At 71.2% G+C, this 19,334-nt stretch carries 15 protein-coding genes; 7 read left to right on the top strand and 8 right to left on the bottom strand.

Annotation, left to right across the window (positions count from 1 at the left end):
- The first annotated feature begins 149 nt into the window (after positions 1 to 149).
- Positions 150 to 1,532 carry an NADP-specific glutamate dehydrogenase gene (gene gdhA / locus B2K11_RS12675; protein ID WP_163618646.1) on the top strand — a complete coding sequence of 461 codons (1,383 nt, stop codon included), beginning with the start codon at positions 150 to 152 and terminating at the stop codon, positions 1,530 to 1,532.
- A gap of 133 nt (positions 1,533 to 1,665) precedes the next feature.
- Here the strand turns inward: gdhA and mfd are convergent, their stop codons facing one another.
- Positions 1,666 to 5,298, bottom strand: a complete 3,633-nt coding sequence (mfd, locus tag B2K11_RS12670) for a transcription-repair coupling factor (RefSeq protein WP_163618645.1) — start codon at positions 5,296 to 5,298, stop codon at positions 1,666 to 1,668.
- Positions 5,299 to 5,455: 157 nt separating this feature from the next.
- On the opposite strand from mfd, the gene B2K11_RS12665 reads away from it, so the two are divergent.
- Positions 5,456 to 6,106 (top strand): hypothetical protein, encoded by a 651-nt coding sequence (locus tag B2K11_RS12665; RefSeq protein ID WP_163618644.1) that lies wholly within the window; start codon positions 5,456 to 5,458, stop codon positions 6,104 to 6,106.
- 171 nt (positions 6,107 to 6,277) lie between these two features.
- Here B2K11_RS12665 and pth read toward each other — a convergent pair whose 3' ends face one another.
- Both pth and B2K11_RS12655 read right to left on the bottom strand, forming a co-directional pair.
- Entirely contained in the window at positions 6,278 to 6,862 is a 585-nt protein-coding gene (gene pth, locus B2K11_RS12660; RefSeq protein WP_163618643.1) for an aminoacyl-tRNA hydrolase, read from the bottom strand.
- 110 nt (positions 6,863 to 6,972) lie between these two features.
- Positions 6,973 to 7,608, bottom strand: coding sequence for a 50S ribosomal protein L25/general stress protein Ctc (locus B2K11_RS12655; RefSeq protein ID WP_163618642.1), 636 nt, complete (start codon positions 7,606 to 7,608; stop codon positions 6,973 to 6,975).
- 280 nt (positions 7,609 to 7,888) lie between these two features.
- Between B2K11_RS12655 and B2K11_RS20775 the strand changes: the two genes are divergently transcribed.
- Positions 7,889 to 8,011: a hypothetical protein gene (locus tag B2K11_RS20775; RefSeq protein ID WP_275575836.1), complete on the top strand. Its 123-nt coding sequence runs from the start codon at positions 7,889 to 7,891 to the stop codon at positions 8,009 to 8,011.
- Here the strand turns inward: B2K11_RS20775 and B2K11_RS12650 are convergent.
- A complete protein-coding gene (locus tag B2K11_RS12650; protein WP_163618697.1) occupies positions 7,996 to 8,484 on the bottom strand; it encodes a gluconokinase in 489 nt (162 codons plus the stop codon). The genes B2K11_RS20775 and B2K11_RS12650 overlap by 16 nt on opposite strands.
- 411 nt (positions 8,485 to 8,895) lie before the next feature.
- On the opposite strand from B2K11_RS12650, the gene gndA reads away from it, so the two are divergent.
- Positions 8,896 to 10,338: an NADP-dependent phosphogluconate dehydrogenase gene (gene gndA / locus B2K11_RS12645; protein WP_275575837.1), complete on the top strand. Its 1,443-nt coding sequence runs from the start codon at positions 8,896 to 8,898 to the stop codon at positions 10,336 to 10,338.
- A 115-nt stretch (positions 10,339 to 10,453) separates the two neighbouring features.
- On the opposite strand, the gene B2K11_RS12640 is transcribed toward gndA, so the two are convergent.
- Positions 10,454 to 11,797 (bottom strand): FAD-binding protein, encoded by a 1,344-nt coding sequence (locus B2K11_RS12640; RefSeq protein WP_163618640.1) that lies wholly within the window; start codon positions 11,795 to 11,797, stop codon positions 10,454 to 10,456.
- Positions 11,798 to 11,902: 105 nt separating this feature from the next.
- Here B2K11_RS12640 and B2K11_RS12635 point away from each other — a divergent pair, with 105 nt between their 5' ends.
- Positions 11,903 to 12,892 (top strand): SDR family oxidoreductase, encoded by a 990-nt coding sequence (locus B2K11_RS12635; protein ID WP_163618639.1) that lies wholly within the window; start codon positions 11,903 to 11,905, stop codon positions 12,890 to 12,892.
- 62 nt (positions 12,893 to 12,954) lie between these two features.
- On the opposite strand, the gene B2K11_RS12630 is transcribed toward B2K11_RS12635, so the two are convergent.
- Positions 12,955 to 13,683 (bottom strand): ABC transporter ATP-binding protein, encoded by a 729-nt coding sequence (locus B2K11_RS12630; RefSeq protein WP_163618638.1) that lies wholly within the window; start codon positions 13,681 to 13,683, stop codon positions 12,955 to 12,957.
- Positions 13,684 to 13,778: 95 nt separating this feature from the next.
- Positions 13,779 to 15,248 carry an ABC transporter permease gene (locus B2K11_RS12625; protein ID WP_163618637.1) on the bottom strand — a complete coding sequence of 490 codons (1,470 nt, stop codon included), beginning with the start codon at positions 15,246 to 15,248 and terminating at the stop codon, positions 13,779 to 13,781.
- A gap of 195 nt (positions 15,249 to 15,443) precedes the next feature.
- On the opposite strand from B2K11_RS12625, the gene B2K11_RS12620 reads away from it, so the two are divergent.
- Entirely contained in the window at positions 15,444 to 16,172 is a 729-nt protein-coding gene (locus B2K11_RS12620; protein ID WP_163618636.1) for a response regulator transcription factor, read from the top strand.
- Complete coding sequence (locus tag B2K11_RS12615; protein WP_239526005.1) at positions 16,169 to 17,761, top strand: HAMP domain-containing sensor histidine kinase; 1,593 nt, start codon at positions 16,169 to 16,171, stop codon at positions 17,759 to 17,761. Before B2K11_RS12620 ends, B2K11_RS12615 begins: the two co-directional genes overlap by 4 nt.
- A 10-nt stretch (positions 17,762 to 17,771) precedes the next feature.
- Here the strand turns inward: B2K11_RS12615 and B2K11_RS12610 are convergent, their stop codons facing one another.
- Entirely contained in the window at positions 17,772 to 19,334 is a 1,563-nt protein-coding gene (locus B2K11_RS12610) for a flavodoxin reductase (protein ID WP_163618635.1), read from the bottom strand.

Below are 19,334 nucleotides of genomic sequence, written 5' to 3'. Positions count from 1 at the left end.
CCGTTTGCGTCGCGCCGAGGGCACGCAGACACGCTGTGCGGAGGACGGCGGGCGCCGTCGTCACAAGAACGGCCGACGTTCCGAGCGGTAGGTAGGGTGAAGAAGCGCCGCCCCAGAGCGCATCGCTCCACCCCGAAAGCTCCCTCCACATGCCCTCTGCACTGCCTACCACCTCTGCTCCCGACACCCTCACGTCCGCCGAATCGATCCGCCTCGTCCTCGATACCGTCGAGGCCCGCAATCCCCACGAGCCGGAGTTCCTGCAGGCGGTGCACGAGGTGCTCGAATCGATCGCACCGGTACTGGAAGCGCACCCGGAGTTCATCGACGGCGGCATCTTGGAGCGGCTCGTCGAGCCGGAGCGGCAGATCATCTTCCGCGTGCCGTGGGTCGATGACGCCGGGCGCCTGCAGGTCAACCGCGGTTTCCGCGTGCAGTTCTCCTCGGTGCTCGGCCCCTACAAGGGCGGTCTCCGCTTCCACCCCTCGGTGAACCTGTCGATCATCAAGTTCCTCGGCTTCGAGCAGATCTTCAAGAACGCCCTCACCGGCCAGGGCATCGGCGGCGCCAAAGGCGGCAGCGACTTCGACCCGCACGGCCGCTCGGATGCCGAGATCATGCGCTTCTGCCAGTCGTTCATGAACGAGCTCTACCGCCACCTCGGCGAGCACACCGACGTGCCTGCCGGAGACATCGGCGTGGGTGCCCGTGAGATCGGCTACCTGTTCGGCCAGTACCGGAAGGTCACCAACCGCCACGAGTCGGGCATGTTCACCGGCAAAGGCGTGCAGTGGGGCGGCGCCGAGGTCCGCACCGAAGCGACCGGCTACGGCGCGGTCTTCTTCACGGCGGAGATGCTCGGCGTCCGTGGCGAGACGCTCGCGGGCAAGCGGGTCGGTGTGTCGGGCTCGGGCAACGTGGCGATCTACGCCATCGACAAGGCCCACCAGCTCGGTGCGACGCCGGTGACGGCATCCGATTCCTCCGGCTATGTCGTCGACGACGCCGGCATCGACGTCGGCCTGCTCCGCCAGGTCAAGGAGGTCGAGCGCGCTCGCATCGCCGAGTACGCGGCGCGCCGCCCGACGGCCCGCTACGTCGAAGGCGCACGCCCCTGGGAGGTGGCGGTCGACGTCGCGATCCCGTCGGCCACGCAGAACGAGCTCGACGCCGACGACGCGCGAGCGCTCATCGCGAATGGCGTGCGCGCCGTCGCCGAAGGCGCCAACATGCCCTCGACTCCCGAGGCGATCGAGCTCTTCCAGTCCGCGGGCGTCCTGTTCGGGCCGGGCAAGGCGGCGAACGCGGGCGGCGTCGCGACCTCAGCGCTCGAGATGAGCCAGAACGCCGCCCGCCAGCGCTGGACCTTCGACGACAGCGAGACGAAGCTGCGCTCGATCATGGCCGACGTGCACCACGCCGCGTTCGCCGCCGCTGAGAGGTACGGCCGCCCGGGCGACTATGTCGTGGGGGCGAACTCGGCCGGCTTCGAACGGGTCGCGCACGCCATGCTGGCGCAGGGTGTCATCTGACCCGGTCACGGCCGCGCAACGGGTGCCCGTAACGCTGTGCGGATCGACGTCTCAGCTCTTCACGTGAACGTCGATGCCGTCGGCCGCCGCCGTTTCTCCCGCCGGCTGACGGGCGGATGACGCACGCAGACGGTCAGGCGTTGACGGCCGCCTCGGCTGCGGCGTCCGCGTCCGTCTTCTTGGGCGGCCACAGCTGCTCGATCAGCTGCGCGACCCAGGCGATGAGCTCGTCATCGCCGAGCGGCTCGCCGCCGGCCGACGGAAGCGGCACGACCATGGCCTCGCCTCCCGCGACGAGCTTGGCCCTGGGGTGCAGTCGCTGCAGGCGCACGCGCATCGAATCGGGCAGGTTCGCGGGCGCGATCCGCAGGTTCGGGCCCATCGCGACGACGTCGGCGAGCCCCGCCTGTCCCGCGCGGCGTCGCAGCCGCGCGACCGCGAGCAGCCCTTCGACCTCGGCCGGCGGCTCGCCGTAGCGGTCGGTCAGCTCCTCGACCACGAGGTCGATCGCGTCGGGCTGCGCGGTGACGGATGCCGCCGCCGAGAGCTTCTGATACGCCTCGAGTCGCAGGCGCTCGCTGTCGATGTACGACTCGGGGATGCGGGCCTGCACCGGCAGCTCGAGGCGCAGCTCGGCCGGTCCTTCGGTCTCTTCGCCCCGGAACGTGGCGACGGCCTCGCCGATCATGCGCAGGTACAGGTCGAAGCCCACGCCGGCGATGTGGCCGGCCTGCTCGGCGCCCAGGAGATTGCCGGCGCCGCGGAGCTCGAGGTCCTTGAGCGCGACCTGCATGCCGGAGCCGAGATCGTTGTTGACCGCGATCGTCTCGAGGCGGTCGGCGGCGGTCTCGCTGAGCGGCTTCATGTCGTCGTAGAGGAAGTACGCGTAGGCGCGCTCACGGGCTCGGCCGACCCGGCCGCGCAGCTGGTGCAGCTGGCTGAGACCGTACTTGTCGGCGCGGTCGATGATGATCGTGTTGGCATTGGAGATGTCGAGACCGGTCTCGACGATCGTCGTGCAGACCAGGACGTCCGAGCGCCGCTCCCAGAAGGCGTCGACGACCTCCTCGAGCGCGTGCTCGCCCATCTGGCCGTGTGCGACCGCGATACGCGCCTCGGGCACCAGCTCGGCGAGCTCGGCCGCCACGCGCTGGATCGACTGCACCCGGTTGTGCACGTAGAACACCTGGCCCTCGCGCAGCAGCTCCCGGCGGATCGCTGCGGTGATCTGCTTGTCGTTGCGCGGCCCGACATACGACAGGATCGGATGCCGGTCCTCGGGCGGCGTCTGCAGCGTCGACATCTCGCGGATGCCGGTGACTGCCATCTCGAGCGTGCGCGGAATCGGCGTCGCGCTCATCGCGAGGATGTCGACGTTGGTCTTCAGCTTCTTGAGCTGGTCCTTGTGCTCGACGCCGAAACGCTGCTCCTCGTCGATGATCATGAGGCCGAGATCCTTGAAGATCACCTTCTCCGTCAGGATCCGGTGCGTGCCGATGACCATGTCGACGGTGCCGTCGGTGAGGCCGGCGAGCACCTCGCGCGCCTGCTTGTCGCTCTGGAACCGCGAGAGCGCCTTGACCTTCACCGGGAAGCCGGCGAAGCGCTCGGTGAACGTCTCGAGGTGCTGCTTGACGAGCAGCGTCGTCGGCACGAGCATCGCGACCTGCTTGCCGTCCTGGATGGCCTTGAACGCGGCGCGTACGGCAACCTCGGTCTTGCCGAAGCCGACATCGCCGGACAGCAGGCGGTCCATCGGGATCGGCTTCTCCATGTCGGCCTTGATCTCGTCGATCGTCTGCAGCTGGTCGGGGGTCTCGGCGAACGGGAACGCCTCTTCGAGCTCGCGCTGCCAGGGGGTGTCCGGCCCGAAGGCGTGTCCCTTCGACGCCATGCGCGCCGAGTAGAGCTTGACGAGCTCGACGGCGATGTCGCGCACGGCACGGCGGGCCTTGCTCTTGGCCTGCGCCCAATCGCTGCCGCCCATCTTCGACAGCGAGGGTGCCTCGCCGCCGACATAGCGGGACAGCAGGTCGAGCTGGTCGGTCGGCACGAAGAGCTTGTCGCCGGGGTAGCCGCGCTTGGACGGCGCGTACTCCAGCACGAGGTACTCGCGCACGCTCTTCACCGCGTTGCGTCCGCCGCTGGACACCTCGCGCTGCGTGAGCTCGACGAACTTGCCGATGCCGTGCGTCGCGTGGACGACGTAGTCGCCGGCCTTCAGCTGCAGCGGGTCCACGACGGCCTTGCGCCGCGATGCGAGCTTCTTGACGACGCGGTTGTCGCCGCCGATCGTGCGGCCGTAGAACTCCGACTCGGTGAGCACGGCGAGCTTCGCGTCCGCCGCCTCGAATCCGCGCTCGAGCACGCTCAGCACCACATGGGCGACGCCGGGCTCGGGGGCCTGCAGCACCTCGTCGACCTTGCGCGCCGCGATGCCGCGCTCGGCGAGCACGTCCCGCGCACGTTCGACGAGGCCGGCTCCGGATGCCGCGACGACGACGCGCCAGCCGTCCGCCAGGAGCGCTCCGACGTGCGCTGTCGCGCCTTCCACGTTGCCCTGGAACGACGGGACCGCCGACCCCGGCACGCGGATCGCGGCGGCGGCCTCGAGCGCGACGTCGATGTCGTCGTCGATCAGACCTTCGGCGGCGGCATCCGCCTGTCCGGAATCGAAAGCGCTGAGACTCCACCAGACGCCGCCGCGCGCGCGGGCGGCCTCACGCACTGTGGGAAGAGCCAGGAAGTCGCCGGCGCCCAGGTCGATCGGGGTGCTGGCTCCGGCCGTCGCCGCGCTCCACGCCGCCTCGAGGAACTCACGGTTCGTGTCCCCGAGGGTGATGGCGCGTGCGACGGCGCGCTCAGGATCGACGAGCGCGACGGCCGACCCCTCGGGCAGATAGTCGACGACGGCCACGAGCCGATCCACGACGGCCGGGAGCAGGGACTCCATGCCCTCGACCGGGATGCCCTCGGCCATCTTCTCGAGCATGCCGGCAAGGCCCGGCAGCTCGTCCTTGAGTTCTCGGGCACGGCCGCGCACCGCCTCGGTGAGCAGCAGCTCCCGGCTGGGCAGCAGGGTGACCTCGCGCACCTCGCCGGGCAGCGACCGCTGATCGGCGACAGAGAAGGCGCGCATCTCGTCCACCTCGTCGCCGAAGAACTCGACGCGGTACGGGTGGGGTGCGGTCGGCGGGAAGACGTCGAGGATGCCGCCGCGCACCGCGAACTCGCCGCGCCGCGACACCATGTCGACGCGGTGATAGGCGAGTTCGACGAGCCGCGCCGACACGTTGCCCAGGTCATGCCCGCGGGCGCCGACGACGAGCTCGATCGGCGGGACATCGGTGAGTCCGGCCGCCAGCGGCTGGATGGCGCCGCGCACCGAGGCGGTGATCACGAGCGGCGTCGCGGCATCCCAGCGCGCGATGCGCGTGAGGATCTCGAGCCGGGTGCCGACGGTCTCGGCGCTCGGGCTCAGCCGCTCGTGCGGCAGTGTCTCCCACGCCGGGAAGTGGAGCACCTCGGCGCCGGGCAGCAGCGCACCCAGCGCGGGACCGAGCGACTCCGCACGGCGACCCGTGGGCGCGATCAGCAGCACCACCGGTGGCTTGCCGGCGGCGCGGCGGCGCTCGATCAGCGCGGCGAGGAGCGGAGCGTCGAGTCCTTCGACGAGCGAGAAGTCGGCATCGACGGATGCCGCGGCCACCGCGTCCCGAAACGGCTCAGCCTGCTCGAGGGCGCGAACGATCCCGGGAACTGTCACCGCACGAGTCTAAGGCGCAGGACCGACACCGGGCTCCGCGGGCGCGGGAGCAGCCCCTCGGGACGGACAGCGGGCTTCTCGGGCGAGAGAGCGAGCCGCAGCGTCGCCGTAGGCGAGCAGCGCGCTCCGGCGCCGGGCGGACTCCTAGGATGAGCCTGTGAGCCAGCCCGCCGCCCCTGACGCGCCTCAGAACCCGCCCGTCCCGCCCGGGGCGTGGGCGCCGCCCGCTGCACCACCGTTCGGACCGCCAGCGGGAACGACCGCGGGCCCCGCGCAGGCCGCCGGTGGACAGCCGGGGGTTCCGCCCGGCTGGTCCGCGCCTCCGGCAGGAGCGTACGCCCCGCCGCCCGGGTACGCCCCGCCCGTCGGCTACGCGGTCGCGCCCGGTACGGCTCCCGCGTACGGCGGCCCGCCGGCGCGTCGCAGCAGCGTCCTCGGCGTCGTCGCTCTCGCCCTCGCCCTCGTCGCGACGGTCGGGGCGGGCATCATGGGCGCGATCGCGAGCTACCGGATCGGACTCGGCGCCGGTCGCGAGATCACCGCGCGGGCGCTCGACGCCGACTTCGACTGGTCGATCCTCACTCCGGTACGGGACTGGGTGATGCTGGGCGAGGTCGCGTTCTGGGTCGGCACGGCCCTCGGCGTGTGGGCTCTGGTGCAGGGCGTCGTCGCGATCGTGACGGCGCGCGGACGCGGCGCCGGCATCGCCGCGGTGATCGTCGCCGCCCTCGGCCCGATCGTCTTCGGCGGCGTGGTGCAGGGGTTCCTGACCGCCGGCCTCGCCGCCGGCACCGGCATGGGCAGCTGACGGGTCGCACGAACCCTCGGCCCGCGGCATCCGTCCTCTCCGTTGCTGTTTCCTCAGTTGAGGACCAGAGCCGAAACGAGGGCCGATCTCGGCCCGCGTCTCCGCACCTCGGCACCATTCCTCAACTGAGGAACGCGGATGCCTCAGCCGGCGATCAGCGGACGCGAGAGGTCAGACGCGCGGCGCGTGGTGCTTCTGCTGCGCGGCCAGGAGGCCATCAGCCACGAGCTGCTCGATGGCGTCCGCGGCGTCGCCGATGAGGATCGGCAGGTTCTTGCGCTCCGTGGCGCCGAACGGGTCCAGCACCCAGTCGGCGGGATCCTGCCGCCCCATGGGACGCCCGATACCGACGCGCACACGCGGGAACTCCGCCGTGTCGAGCGCTTTCGCGACGTCGCGCACGCCGTTATGACCGCCGTGGCCACCGCCGACCTTGAGCTTGATGGTGTCGAACGGGATGTCGAGCTCGTCGTGCACGACCACCACGTGGTCGGGGGCGATGCCGTAGAACTTCGCGAGCCCGGCGACGGGTCCGCCCGACACGTTCATGAACGTGTTCGGCTTGGCGAGGATGAGCTTGGCCGCACCGGGACGCAGCCACGTCTCGACGACGCGCGCGTTCGCCTTGTGCGCCTTGAAGGACTCGCCGCGCCGCCCGGCGAGCTCGTCGACCACGAGCTGTCCGACGTTGTGGCGCGTGAGCTCGTAGCGCGGGCCGGGGTTTCCCAGTCCGATGATCAGCCACGTCTCTGCCATGTCATCCATCCTGCCCGAGCGGGGCGGCTCCCCGCGAAATCCCGAACGGCACCCGGTGAAACGAAGGCGAGGGGGCGCGGCATCCGCACCCCCTCGCCTTCGTGAAGGAATTACTCGGAGGCGGACTCTTCCGACGCCTCGGCCTGCTCGGCGGCGACCTCGGCATCGGCCTCGGCGATCTCGTCCTCGGCGGCGAGCGTCGCAGCCGGGACCGAGATGGCGACGATGAGCAGCTCGGCGTCGGCGATGAGGACCGACCCCTTCGGCAGCTTCAGGTCGGCGGCGGTGATGTGCGTGCCCTCCTCGAGGCCCTCCACGTCGACCTCGATGTGCTCGGGGATGTGCGTGGCCTCGGCCTGCAGGGTGACCGTCGTGTTGTCGAGGTTCGCGATCGTGCCGGGAGCGGACTCGCCCACGACGACGATCGGCACCTCGATCTCGACCTTCTCGCCCTTCTTCACAACGAGCAGGTCGATGTGCTCGATGACCTGGTGCACCGGGTCCTTCTGCACATCCTTGACCAGCGTGAGCTGCGACTTGCCGTCGAGGTCCAGCTCGAGCACCGCGTTCGCGCGGCGGATGAGCAGCGAGACCTGGTGGCCCGGCAGGGCGACGTGCACGGGGTCGGTGCCGTGACCGTAGATGACGGCGGGGATCTTGCCGGCGGCGCGGAGGCGGCGGGCGAAGCCCTTGCCGAAGCTCTCGCGGAACTCGGCCTGGACCTTGGTATCGGGCTCGGACGACATGGGGTTCTCCTTGTGGGCGCACTGGCCCGGTAAGCTGCGGCGCGTGGCCGTTCTGACTCGGCCTGCGCGGTGGCGGGCCCGGGGTATTCGGGATGTCTTCGACTCGAACGCACGCGCGTGAGGAAAGCCCGTTGGGCCGGCATCACTGCGTCGATCACGGATGCCGCAGCCCACCGGAATCGACGGGCGCGAGGCATCCCTCGCCGAAGTTCGACACGAGTCTACCAGCGCCCCCGCTACGATGAGGAACGCACTGCTTCCCGCTCCCACGGAGGACCCCATGGACTACGGCTTCTTGAGCCACGCTCTTCTCTGGCTCATCGGCGCCATGGCCGCGGTCGGTGCCCTCCTGACCGCGCTGGCGTTCTGGAGCCTCGGCCGCCAGGGCTACCGCAAGGACTGATACCGCTCGAGCGCCGCCAACGCGGCGTCGACGACATCGGCCAGCGGCGGGTCGCCCGCCACGACGACCCCCGCCTCATCCGGCTCGAGGTGCTCGAGCGTCTGCAGCTGCGAGATCAGCAGCGACGAGGGCATGAAGTGCTCGCGCGAGCCCATGCGACGCGCGAGCTCGTCCCGCGGCACGCGCAGTTCGACGAAGACGACGCCGGGTGCCGCCGTTCCGCCACGGATGCGGTCGCGGTACCGGCGGGCGAGTGCCGAGCAGGCCATCACCACTCCCCCGGGCGCATCACGCAGCGCCGCGGCCACCACGTCGAGCCACGGCATCCGATCTCCGTCGTCGAGCGGGAACCCCGCGGCCATCTTGGCGACGTTCGCCGCGGGATGGAGATCGTCCGCATCGACGAACGGCAGTCCGAGGCGCTGCGCCAGCGCCAGACCGACGGCGGATTTGCCCGAACCGCTCGGTCCCATCACCACGATCCGCGCCGCCGCTGTGGGGCTGAGGTCGGCGGCTCCCGGCGCGGCGTGCTCCGGCAGAGTGGGCTCCGGGAGGGGGGACCCCGGAAGGGAGGGCTCGGTCACGACGGCCACGGTAGCCCACCGCCGGACGACGCGTCACACCCGGCCGGTTCGGAGTGTGAGCGTCCCGCCGCTGCGGCGTAACACGGACCCGTCAGACTCTAGGCTGAAAGAGACGATCTAACCTCAGGAGCGCGTGTGTCTTCGAACGACCCTTCAGCGAGCGGCAATCAGGCCGAGACGAACATCTCGACGGATCAGGACCAGGCTCCTGACGAGGCGACGACCGCGCACGAGGCCGCACCGGCACCCGAGGACGTGGCCCGCCAGACCCCGGAGCCGAAGGGTCCCGAGGCCGATCGTGTGGCCACGGCGAACATCGGCGTCGTGGGTCTCGCGGTGATGGGGTCGAACCTCGCGCGAAACCTCGCCAGCCGCGAGGGCAACACCGTCGCGGTGCACAACCGCAGCCGGTCCAAGACCGACGAGCTGCTCGCCGCCCACCCCGAGGCCGGCTTCGTGCCCGCGTTCTCGTACCAGGAGTTCGCCGCGTCGCTGCAGAAGCCGCGCGCCGCGATCATCATGGTGAAGGCCGGCCGTCCCACCGATGCCGTCATCGACGCGCTGGTGGAGGTGTTCGAGCCGGGCGACATCATCGTCGACGGCGGCAACGCGCTGTTCACCGACACGATCCGCCGCGAGAAGGCCGTGCGCGAGACGGGCATCAACTTCGTCGGCGCCGGCATCTCGGGCGGCGAGGAGGGGGCCCTCAACGGCCCGTCGATCATGCCCGGCGGCTCGGACGAGTCGTGGGTGACCCTCGGCCCGATCCTCAAGTCCATCGCGGCGGTCGCCGAGGGCGAGCCGTGCGTCACGCACATCGGCCACGACGGCGCCGGCCACTTCGTGAAGATGGTGCACAACGGCATCGAGTACGCCGACATGCAGCTCATCGCCGAGGCGTACGACCTCATTCGGCGCGGCACCGGCAAGACGCCGGCCGAGATCGCCGACGTGTTCGCCGAGTGGAACCGCGGCGAGCTGGAGTCGTACCTCATCGAGATCACCGCCGAGGTGCTCCGCCAGGTGGATGCCGAGACCGGCGGTCCGCTCGTCGACGTCATCCTCGATCAGGCCGGCGCCAAGGGCACCGGCGCGTGGACCGTGCAGACCGCGCTGTCGCTCGGCGTGCCGGTCTCGGGCATCGCCGAGGCCACCTTCGCCCGCTCGCTCTCGTCGCACCCCGAGCAGCGCGAGATCTCGCGCGACCTGCCCGGCCCGGGCGAGGGCCTCGCGGTCGAGGACGCCGACGCGTTCATCGAGGACGTGCGCCTCGCGCTGTACGCCTCGAAGATCGTCGCGTACTCGCAGGGCTTCGACGAGATCCGCGCGGGCGCTGCCGAGTACGACTGGCAGATCGACCTCGGCGCGGTCTCGAAGATCTGGCGCGCGGGCTGCATCATCCGCGCGCAGTTCCTCAACCGCATCGCCGACGCCTACGACGAGACGCCGGATCTTGCCGTGCTGCTGACCGCGCCGTACTTCGTCGAGGCACTGGGCCGCGCACAGGGCGCCTGGCGCCGGATCGTGTCGACGGCGGCCGGTGCCGGCATCCCGGCCCCCGCGTTCTCATCGTCGCTGTCGTACTACGACGGCCTGCGCGCCGAGCGCCTGCCGGCCGCGCTCATCCAGGGTCAGCGCGACTTCTTCGGCGCCCACACCTACAAGCGCGTCGACAAGGACGGCACCTTCCACACGCTGTGGTCGGGCGACCGCACCGAGATCGAGGCCGAAGACACCCACTGACGCGGGTCCGGCGCGCCGGACACCACGTCAGGTCGAAACATCAGCTCGAAACACCGAGGGCGGGTCTCCATCACGGGGATCCGCCCTCGGTGCGTATCTGCGTCCGCGCCCCGCGTCAGCCCGCGTGGCCGTTCGGCACGGGCTTCACGTTGTGGTTGCGGCAGAACATGTTGCCCGGATCCCAGGTGTGCTTGACCGCGGCCAGACGCGCCATCGTCGCCGGCGGGTACATGCGCTGGGCGATCGTCTCGTCCGTCGAGACGGTGAAGTTGCCGTAGACGCCTGAGCCCTTGGCCTCGACGGCCTCCCACTCGGCGGTGACGTCGGCACGCCCCGCGTCGTCGAGCATGCCGGGGATGTCGAACGCCCCGGCCATCGCGAACCACGTCGCGTCACGCGCCGGGAAGGCCGTGTCGTCCTGTGCGACGTCGCCGTACGCGCCGCCGAGCGAGCGCAGCAGCACCACGGAGGCCGGGTGCTGCTCGCGGAACGCGACGAGGCGGTCGATGGCGTCGTCGTCGAGCGCCCCGAGCAGCGTGTTCCCTCCGACGAAGCCCGGCATCGGCTGCTCGGGATCGAACTCGGGGGCCTCCAGCAGCACGTCGGGGTAGTCCTGCACGCCGAACTCCCTCTCGGTGACGCCGGGCACACCCGCGAGCGGCGCGAGCGCACGACGGGCGGCGTCCTCATCGGTGCCGGCCCACACCGCCGTGATCGAGGCGCCCGCCGGCGCATTCGGGTCCATCGCGGGGACGTCCATGTAGGTGACGGTGAGCTCTCGCGGGGCGTCGGCCAGGACATCGGCCAGCACCCGCAGGACCGGGCGCGCGTCCCCCTCGAGCCCGTAGACGGCATGCACGACGCCGTCGAGCGGGTGTGCCTCGAAGTCGAACCGCGTCACGACGCCGAAGTTGCCGCCGCCGCCGCGCAGCGCCCACAGCAGCTCCGGGTGCGAGGTCTGGGTCACCTCGACCACGTCGCCGCGCGCGGTGACGAGCTGCGCCCCCACCAGCTGATCGGCGGCGAGTCCCCACGCCCGCACCATCCAGCCGATGCCGCCACCGAGGGTGAGACCGCCCACTCCCACCGAGGCCGTGTCACCCGAGCTGAGCCCGAGCCCCCGTTCGGCGAGCGCATGGGCGACGCCGCCCCAGAGGGCACCGCCGCCGACGCGCACACGCGTGCCGTCGACCTCGACCGCGTCGAGGGCCGAGATGTCGAGGGTGAGGCCACCGGGCACCCCGCCCCAGGTGCTGTGGCCGCCGCCGCGGATCATGATGTCGAGCCGCTCGGCTGCGGCGTAGCGGACGGCGCCGCGCACGTCGTCGACGCTCGCGGCGCGGATCACGGCAGCGGGTTCGCCGATGCCGGAGTGGAAACGGCGGGCGGACTCCCACTCGGAGTCGCCCGGACGGATGACGGTGCCGACGGATCCGGCACTGAGGTCGTCGTTGCTCATGACGGCAACGCTAGAGGCCCCCGCCGACATCGGGGAAGATGTTCGCCGTCAGCGAGAGAGCGCCTTCCGCCGCGGGGTGTCCCGTCCGGGCGTAGGCTCGCGTGGGTGACGAGCATCCTCTACATCGGCGGTACCGGAACGATCAGCGCGGCGTGCGTGCGCCGCTCCGTGGCACTCGGGCACGAGGTCGCGGTGCTCAACCGCGGCACCGCGAGACGCCCGCTGCCGCCGCAGGTCGAACTGATCGAGGCCGACGTGCGCGACACCGGCGCAGTGCGCACCGCCCTCGGCGACCGCCGGTTCGACGTCGTCGCCGAGTTCCTGGCCTTCACACCCGAGCACATCGCGACCGACCTCGAGCTGTTCGAGGGCCGCATCGGGCAGTACGTGTTCATCAGCTCGGCATCCGCCTACGAGAAGCCGCCGCGCCGGATGCCGGTGACCGAGTCGACGCCGCTGCGCAACCCGTTCTGGCAGTACTCGCGCGACAAGATCGCGTGTGAGGACGTCCTCGTCGCCGCACACCGCGAGCGCGGCCTGCCGGTGACCATCGTGCGGCCGTCGCACACCTACGACGAGCGACTGCTGCCGACCATCGGCGGCTGGACCGACATCGCGCGCATGCGCGCGGGGCGCCCCGTCATCGTCCACGGCGACGGAACGAGCCAGTGGACCATCACGCATTCCGACGACTTCGCGGTCGCGTTCACCGGGCTGCTCGGCAATCCGGCCGCGATCGGCGAGGCGTTCACCATCACCGGGACCCACGCGCCGACCTGGAACCAGATCTACGGCTGGCTGGCCGATGCCGCGGGCGTGGACTCCCCCGACCTCGTGCACGTGGCCTCCGACACGATCGCGGCGTTCGCGCCGGAACTCGGGCCCACTCTCATCGGCGACAAGGCCCATTCGATGCTGTTCGACGCGTCGAAGGTGACGCAGCTGGTGCCCGACTTCCGCACCACGATCACCTTCGACGAGGGCGCCCGCCGCATCCTCGCCCACTACGACGCGCACCCCGACGAGCAGCGGATCGACGAGGGCCGCGACGCGCTGTTCGATCGCATCGCGGCCCATGCGCGCTCGGCCGGCTGATCAGCGTCGGGCTGATCAGCGGCGGGCTGATCAGCGGCGGGCTGATCAGCGGCGCCGGCCGATCACCGGCGAGTGATCTCGCGCACCGAGCCCTTGTCCAGACGCAGCCGGCGCCGGGCGCGGCGCGCGACAGCGGAGTCGTGCGTGACGACGATGAGCGTGAGGCCTTCGGCGTTGAGAGCCTGCAGCACCGAGAGGATCTCGTCGCGCGTGCTCTCGTCGAGGTTGCCGGTCGGCTCGTCGGCGAGGAGGACGCGCGGGCGCTTCACGATCGCGCGCGCGATCGCGACCCGCTGCTGCTGGCCGCCTGAGAGCTCGCCGGGACGGTGGTCGGCGCGGTCCGCGAGACCGACGTGCGAGAGGGCCTCCGTGACGCGGGCGGAGCGCTCGTCCTTCGACAGCCCGAGCGGCTCCAGCGCCATGTCGACGTTCTCGTGCGCGGTGAGCGTCGGGATGAGGTTGAACCCCTGGAACACGAAGCCGATCTCGTGCGCGCGGATCCGCCCCAACTCGCGGTTGCTCGCCGTCGCGATGTCGATCTCGCCCAGGTGCACCGAGCCGGTGCTGGGCCGGTCGAGCGCACCCAGCAGCTGCAGCAAGGTGGACTTGCCCCCGCCGGTCGGTCCCTGGATCGTGACGAAGTCTCCCGCGTCGATCGTGAGGTCGACGCCGGCCAGCGCCTTCACGATGCGGCCCTTCTGCGTGTAGGTGCGGGTGACACCCTCGAGCCGGTACTGCGCCGGGGCTGCGGCATCCGGAGCCGAATGGGCCTCAGTGTCGATCATGGTCATGACGTGCTCTCCCTTCCTGGAGGCGGGTTCTGCGGAGATGACTTCTGCGGAGACGGGTTCGGGGGCGGTGCGGATGGCGTCGGACATCGGATGCCTCAACCGACCGAGCGGAGCGCTTCGGCGGGACTCAGCCGCGCGGCCCGCCAGCCGCCGAACGCGCCGGCCACGAGGCCCCCGAGCACCGCGATGCCGACGGCCGCGACGACGACCCAGAGCGTGACCGGCGCCTGCAGCACGATGTCGGCTCCCGTCTGCTGCATGACCGCAGCGCCGAACGGGCCACCGCGGGACACCGCGCCCCCGCCGTCACCGGGGCCGAAGCTCTCGGCGGCGGGAGCCGTCGAGATGGTGGGCGAGATGAGGTTGATGGCCAGGATGCCGGCGAAGCCGATCAGGAGACCGGCGACGCCGCCGATGAGCCCCTGCACGACCGATTCGCCCGCGACCTGCCCCACGACGCGGCCGTTGGACCAGCCGATCGCCTTGAGCGTGCCGAACTCGCGGGTTCGGCGCGAGACGCCCGAGATCGTGAACAGCACCGCGAGCACCAGTGCGACGGCGAGCACGATGAGGGACAGCCAGGTGCCCAGGTTCGTGATCAGCGACGACGCGCTCGAGAGCGACCCCGACACGGTCGAGGCGAGCTCGGACTGCGAGCTCACGGTCGCCTCGGGCAGCTCCTCCTGGAGCGCCGTCTGCACCGCCGAGGTGTCGTCGGAGGTCTCAGCCTGCACGTAGACCGTCGAGATCACGTCTCCCGCGCCCGAGAGCTCCTGGGCCACGTCCAGCGGGATGTACACGTTCGACGCAGTGTCGGCCTCGTCCGAGGTCGATGCCGCGATCCCGACGACCTCGAACTCCTCGCCGCCGACGTCGATGGTGTCGCCGACTGCGAGGTCGGCGGTCGCGGCGTAGGTCGCATCGAGCACCGCCACGTACGCGCCGGCGTCGGATGCCTCGAGGCCCCGGCCGTCGCCGAGTTCCACAGCGGACAGCGGACCCACGGCATCCGCCGACGGGTCGATGCCGAGCACCGTGAACGAATCCACGTCGAACGAGCCGCCGACGAATCCGCCGCCCCCGGCCTCGCCTTCGGTCTGCTGCGGGGGCATGGCCTGGGTGGAGTCCCCCGAGTCATCAGGACGCTGGGGCAGCTCCCCGGCGAAGGTCATGTTGGTGAGGCTGAGCGCACCGGATGCCGCGCCCACGCCCTCCACGCCGGTCACGGTGTCGAGCGTCGACGCGTCGAGGGTCGATCGCATGGGCTCGGTCACCAGGCGCGACTGGCTGAGCTCGGTGGTGCCGTCGTCGGTGGTCTCACCGCCGTCCTCGGCGAAGTCGAAGCGCGCGCCGCCCTGCCCGGGCTCGGCCTGCGCGCCCGTGACGGTGAGGTCGGTGCCGACGCCGTACACCGACTCGAGCGCCTCGGCCTGCGCGGCGCTGACGCCGGCGGCGAGCGAGTTCACGATCATCACGAGCGCGATGGCGATCGCGAGGCCCGCCGCCACGATGATCGTCTGCTTCTTGCGGCCGGCCAGCTCCCGCCGCAGATAGGTCAGGTACATGGGTCTCCTCTCGGCGGGCGGAATGCCGGCCGTCGAGGGGAAGCTACGGAGCCCGCTCATGTGCGCCGCCAGCGGGAGCTATGGAGACGGTATGAAGCCGGATGCCGCGGCGAAGGTCGCGTCGGCGGCGCGGTTCACAGCCGGCGCATAGCGGGCTCCATAGGAACCACATAGGAAGACCGCCACACTGGACGCATGACCAACCCCGCGCCCACCCTGCTGCGTCCCGACGGCTCGAACCTCCGTGTGCTCGTGGTGGACGACGAGCAGATGCTCACCGACCTGCTGTCGATGGCGCTGCGCATGGAGGGCTGGGAGGTGCGGACGGCCGGCTCGGGGTTCGAGGCGCTGCAGGCGGCGCGCGAGTTCGAGCCGGACGCCATGGTGCTCGACATCATGATGCCCGACCTCGACGGCATGGCCGTGCTGCAGCGGCTGCGTCAGGCCGGCGACGACGTTCCGGTGCTGTTCCTGACCGCGAAGGATGCCGTGAACGACCGTGTCGCCGGGCTCACCGCCGGCGGCGACGACTATGTCACCAAGCCCTTCAGCCTCGAGGAGGTGGTCGCACGCCTCCGCGGCCTCATGCGCCGCGCCGGGACCGCCCACGCGGCAGGGGCGGAGCCGATCCTCCGCGTCGGCGACCTCAGCCTCAACGAGGACAGCCACGAGGTCGAGCGCTCGGGCGAGGAGATCGAGCTCACCGCCACCGAGTTCGAACTGCTCCGCTACCTCATGCGCAACCAGCGCCGCGTGGTCTCGAAGGCGCAGATCCTCGACCGCGTGTGGAACTACGACTTCGGCGGCCGCTCCAGCGTCGTCGAGCTCTACATCTCGTACCTGCGCAAGAAGATCGACGCCGGTCGCGAGCCCCTCATCCACACCGTGCGCGGCGTCGGCTACATGATCAAGGCGCCCCAGTGACCGACAGGACCGCCGGAGGACCCGCGGCGAAGACGAGGACGGATGCCGCGGGCGGCGCCTCGGCGGCCGCCGAAGCCCCCCTCGACGCGTCCGACACCGCGACCGGCTCGCCCGCCGACAGGCCGCTCCCCCGCCGAGCGCCGTGGACGCTGCAGCGCAAGCTCATCGTCACGGTGGTGGGCATCACGTCGTTCATCATGGTGCTCGTCGCGGTCGCGACCAGCGCGATCCTCGGCAGCGTCCTGGAGGACGGCCTGGCGAAGGACCTGGAGTCGCAGACCGCACGCACCGCGAACATGGTTCGCGGACCCATCGCCGCCGGCTTCACGGCGGAGCAGATCCTCGCCGAGCAGCCGATGCCGCCGGGAACCCTGCTCGTCGTCGAGACGCCTCCGCATGCTCCGACGGCCGCCTACACCGCGGAGGATGGCTCGGTGGAGGCCCTCACCGAGGACCAGATCGCGCAGCTCATCGAACGCATCCCCGACGAAGGCCCCCTCGTCGTGAAGATCGACGACGTGGGGACGTTCCGCGTGCAGGGAGAGCCGGTCGGGGGATCCATCGTCGTCCTGGGACTGTCCCGCGACGACGTCGCGGCGACGATCGGCCGCATGCTCACGACGATCGGCCTCCTCACGGCAGGCGGGCTCCTCCTCCTCGCGGTCGCCACGGCCTGGACCATCCGCCGGGGCCTCGCCCCGCTGCGCGCCGTCGCCGACACCGCGGCCAGGGTCTCGACGCAGCGGCTCGACCAGGGCGAGGTCACCATCGCCGAGCGGGTGCCGGCACGTGAGGCCGACCCCCGCACGGAGGTCGGCCGGGTGGGAGAGGCGCTGAACACGCTCCTCGACCACGTCGACGAGTCGCTCACGGCGCGTCAGCGCAACGAGGAGCGCATGCGCGCGTTCGTCGCCGACGCCAGCCATGAGCTGCGCACTCCGCTCTCGTCGATCCGCGGCTACTCCGAGCTCTCGCTCAAGGCGCTCAGCCGCGGTCAGGGCGCCGCCACCATCGAGACCACAGAGGCGTCGCTCGAGCGCATCCAGGCGCAGTCGCTGCGCATGACCTCGCTCGTGGAGGACCTGCTGCTGCTGGCGCGCCTCGATGAAGGCCAGGAACTCGTCTACGGCACGGTCGACCTGACGCGGCTCGTGATCGACGCGGTCGGCGATGCGCGGCCCACGGGTCCCGACCACGAGTGGGTGCTCGAGGTGGGCGATGAGCCCGTGCTCGTCGCCGGCGACACCGGCCGGCTGCACCAGGTCGCCGCCAACCTCCTGGCCAACGCCCGCACCCACACGCCGGCAGGTACGACCGTGACGGTGGGCGTCGCTCGCGACGACGGCACCGCGATACTCCGGGTGCACGACAACGGACCCGGCATCGATCCGTCGATCAGCGACGAGCTGTTCGAGCGGTTCTCGCGCGCCGACCGCTCGCGTGCGCGCCAGACCGGCGGCACCGGCCTCGGCCTCTCGATCGCCCGAGCCATCGTCGATGCCCACGGCGGCAGCATCCGTGTCGACAGCGTTCCGGGCGACACGACGTTCGAGGTGCGCCTGCCCGCTCGACCCGCCGACCCGGCCTGAGCCCCGGCCCTCAGTAGCCGCTGAAGGCGTCCGTGGTGATCGAGCGGGCGCGCTCGAGCGCCGGTGCGAGATCGGCGATCAGGGCCGCCGGGCCCGAGATGTACGCGTGCCGCGAGGCGATGTCGGGCACCACACGCAGCAGCCCGTCGGCGTCGAGGCGCACGCCCCGCGCCCAGACCCAGTGGTCGGGCAGGTCGGCCGGTCGATCGCGCGTGAACACGATGACGTGGGCTCCGGATGCCGCGATCTCGTCGCGGTACGCGAGCTCCGAGGAGTCGGACGCGACGTAGACCAGCACGATGTCGCGGTCGAGGCCCGCTTCCTGCGCGTGGCGCAGCTGCGACACGAACGGCGTGACGCCGATGCCGGCGGCCACCATCAGGATCGGCGCGGCGTCTCGCTTGGGCAGCAGGAAGTCGCCCCAGACGCCCGTGATCGCAAGGGCGTCGCCGGGTTGCACCTCTGCGAGCGCCTTCTTGTACGAGCTCAGCGGCTTGGTGGTCTTGCCGTCCTTGAACGCGACCTTCAGGAGCGGCAGCTCTTCGGGGGCCGACGCGATGCTGAACTCGCGGCGCGTGCCCCGGGCGTCGGGGTGGCGGTGCGGCACCTCGAGCTCGAGGTACTGACCCGGCAGGAACGCCAGCCGGTCATGCACCCGGAACGTCAGCTCCTGCACGCTCGGCGTGCGCTCCGACCGCGACACGAGGGTGAGCCGCACGGCCGTGCGCACCGCGAACGCGAAGGCCACGAGGTTTCCGACGAGCAGCGCCCGCTCCTGGCCGAGGGTGATGTCGCCGATGGGGATGGGCCAGCCCGCCAGCACGCCGACGACGGTGGCCACCGTGAGCTGCTGCCAGCGCCGCGGCGGCAGCGTAAGCGGCTCGGAGAGCATGAACGCGCCGAGGAAGAGGAACGGGGACGACCAGAGCACCGGCCACAGCACGTCGAGCACATCGAGGTCGACCCCGGCCGCCTGGTACTGCGCGGCGGTGCGGAAGACCGCCACAGCGACCGCGAACACCAGGAACACCGCGACCACCCTGAGCTTCTCGGTGCGCACCAGCACCGCGAGCCCGAGCAGGATCACGGGCGCCGCGAGCGCCGGCGTCCCGACCCACCATGACGACGCGCCGAGATCCGGCCACACCAGGCTCAGCAGGGTGAGCACCGTCGCGCCCACGGCTGCGGGGTTGAAGATGTGGCGCCCGCGCCAGGCGAGCACGTACTTCGACAGCGACGCGACGGCGGCCGCGATCACGATCCCGAGAAGACCGGCGAGCTCGATCGTGGGACGCAGCACGAACAGCAGGATGTGCGCCGTGATCAGCGAGGACTCCAGGCGCCAGGGCAGGTTCAGCAGGCGCTGGGCCGCGGCATCCACCCCCACGCACACGGCCGCGAGCACGGCGAGCGTCACCACGAGCTGCAGCGGATCGGGGCCGACGAGGCCGAAGAACGACAGCAGCAGCGCCACGACGGCCAGCGCGGCGAGCGCGAGGTAGACGAGGCGGTACATCGACATGCGGCCGAGCACCGCGAAGACGCGGTTCCAGACGGCGGTGAGGGTGCCCAT

The organism is Microbacterium sp. B35-30 (genome assembly GCF_010634855.1).
Lineage (GTDB): Bacteria > Actinomycetota > Actinomycetes > Actinomycetales > Microbacteriaceae > Microbacterium.
Note: the sequence above shows the minus strand (reverse complement) of the source record. Positions and strands in the feature narration are given on the sequence as shown.

Coding starts and splice junctions, on each gene's coding strand:
- gdhA (WP_163618646.1), top strand. CDS start 150: ATGCCCTCTGCACTGCCTACCACCTCTGCTCCCGACACCCTCACGTCC.
- pth (WP_163618643.1), bottom strand. CDS start 6,862: ATGGCAGAGACGTGGCTGATCATCGGACTGGGAAACCCCGGCCCGCGC.
- B2K11_RS12655 (WP_163618642.1), bottom strand. CDS start 7,608: ATGTCGTCCGAGCCCGATACCAAGGTCCAGGCCGAGTTCCGCGAGAGC.
- B2K11_RS20775 (WP_275575836.1), top strand. CDS start 7,889: ATGGACTACGGCTTCTTGAGCCACGCTCTTCTCTGGCTCATCGGCGCC.
- B2K11_RS12650 (WP_163618697.1), bottom strand. CDS start 8,484: ATGGGACCGAGCGGTTCGGGCAAATCCGCCGTCGGTCTGGCGCTGGCG.
- B2K11_RS12640 (WP_163618640.1), bottom strand. CDS start 11,797: ATGAGCAACGACGACCTCAGTGCCGGATCCGTCGGCACCGTCATCCGT.
- B2K11_RS12630 (WP_163618638.1), bottom strand. CDS start 13,683: ATGACCATGATCGACACTGAGGCCCATTCGGCTCCGGATGCCGCAGCC.
- B2K11_RS12625 (WP_163618637.1), bottom strand. CDS start 15,248: ATGTACCTGACCTATCTGCGGCGGGAGCTGGCCGGCCGCAAGAAGCAG.
- B2K11_RS12620 (WP_163618636.1), top strand. CDS start 15,444: ATGACCAACCCCGCGCCCACCCTGCTGCGTCCCGACGGCTCGAACCTC.
- B2K11_RS12610 (WP_163618635.1), bottom strand. CDS start 19,334: ATGGGCACCCTCACCGCCGTCTGGAACCGCGTCTTCGCGGTGCTCGGC.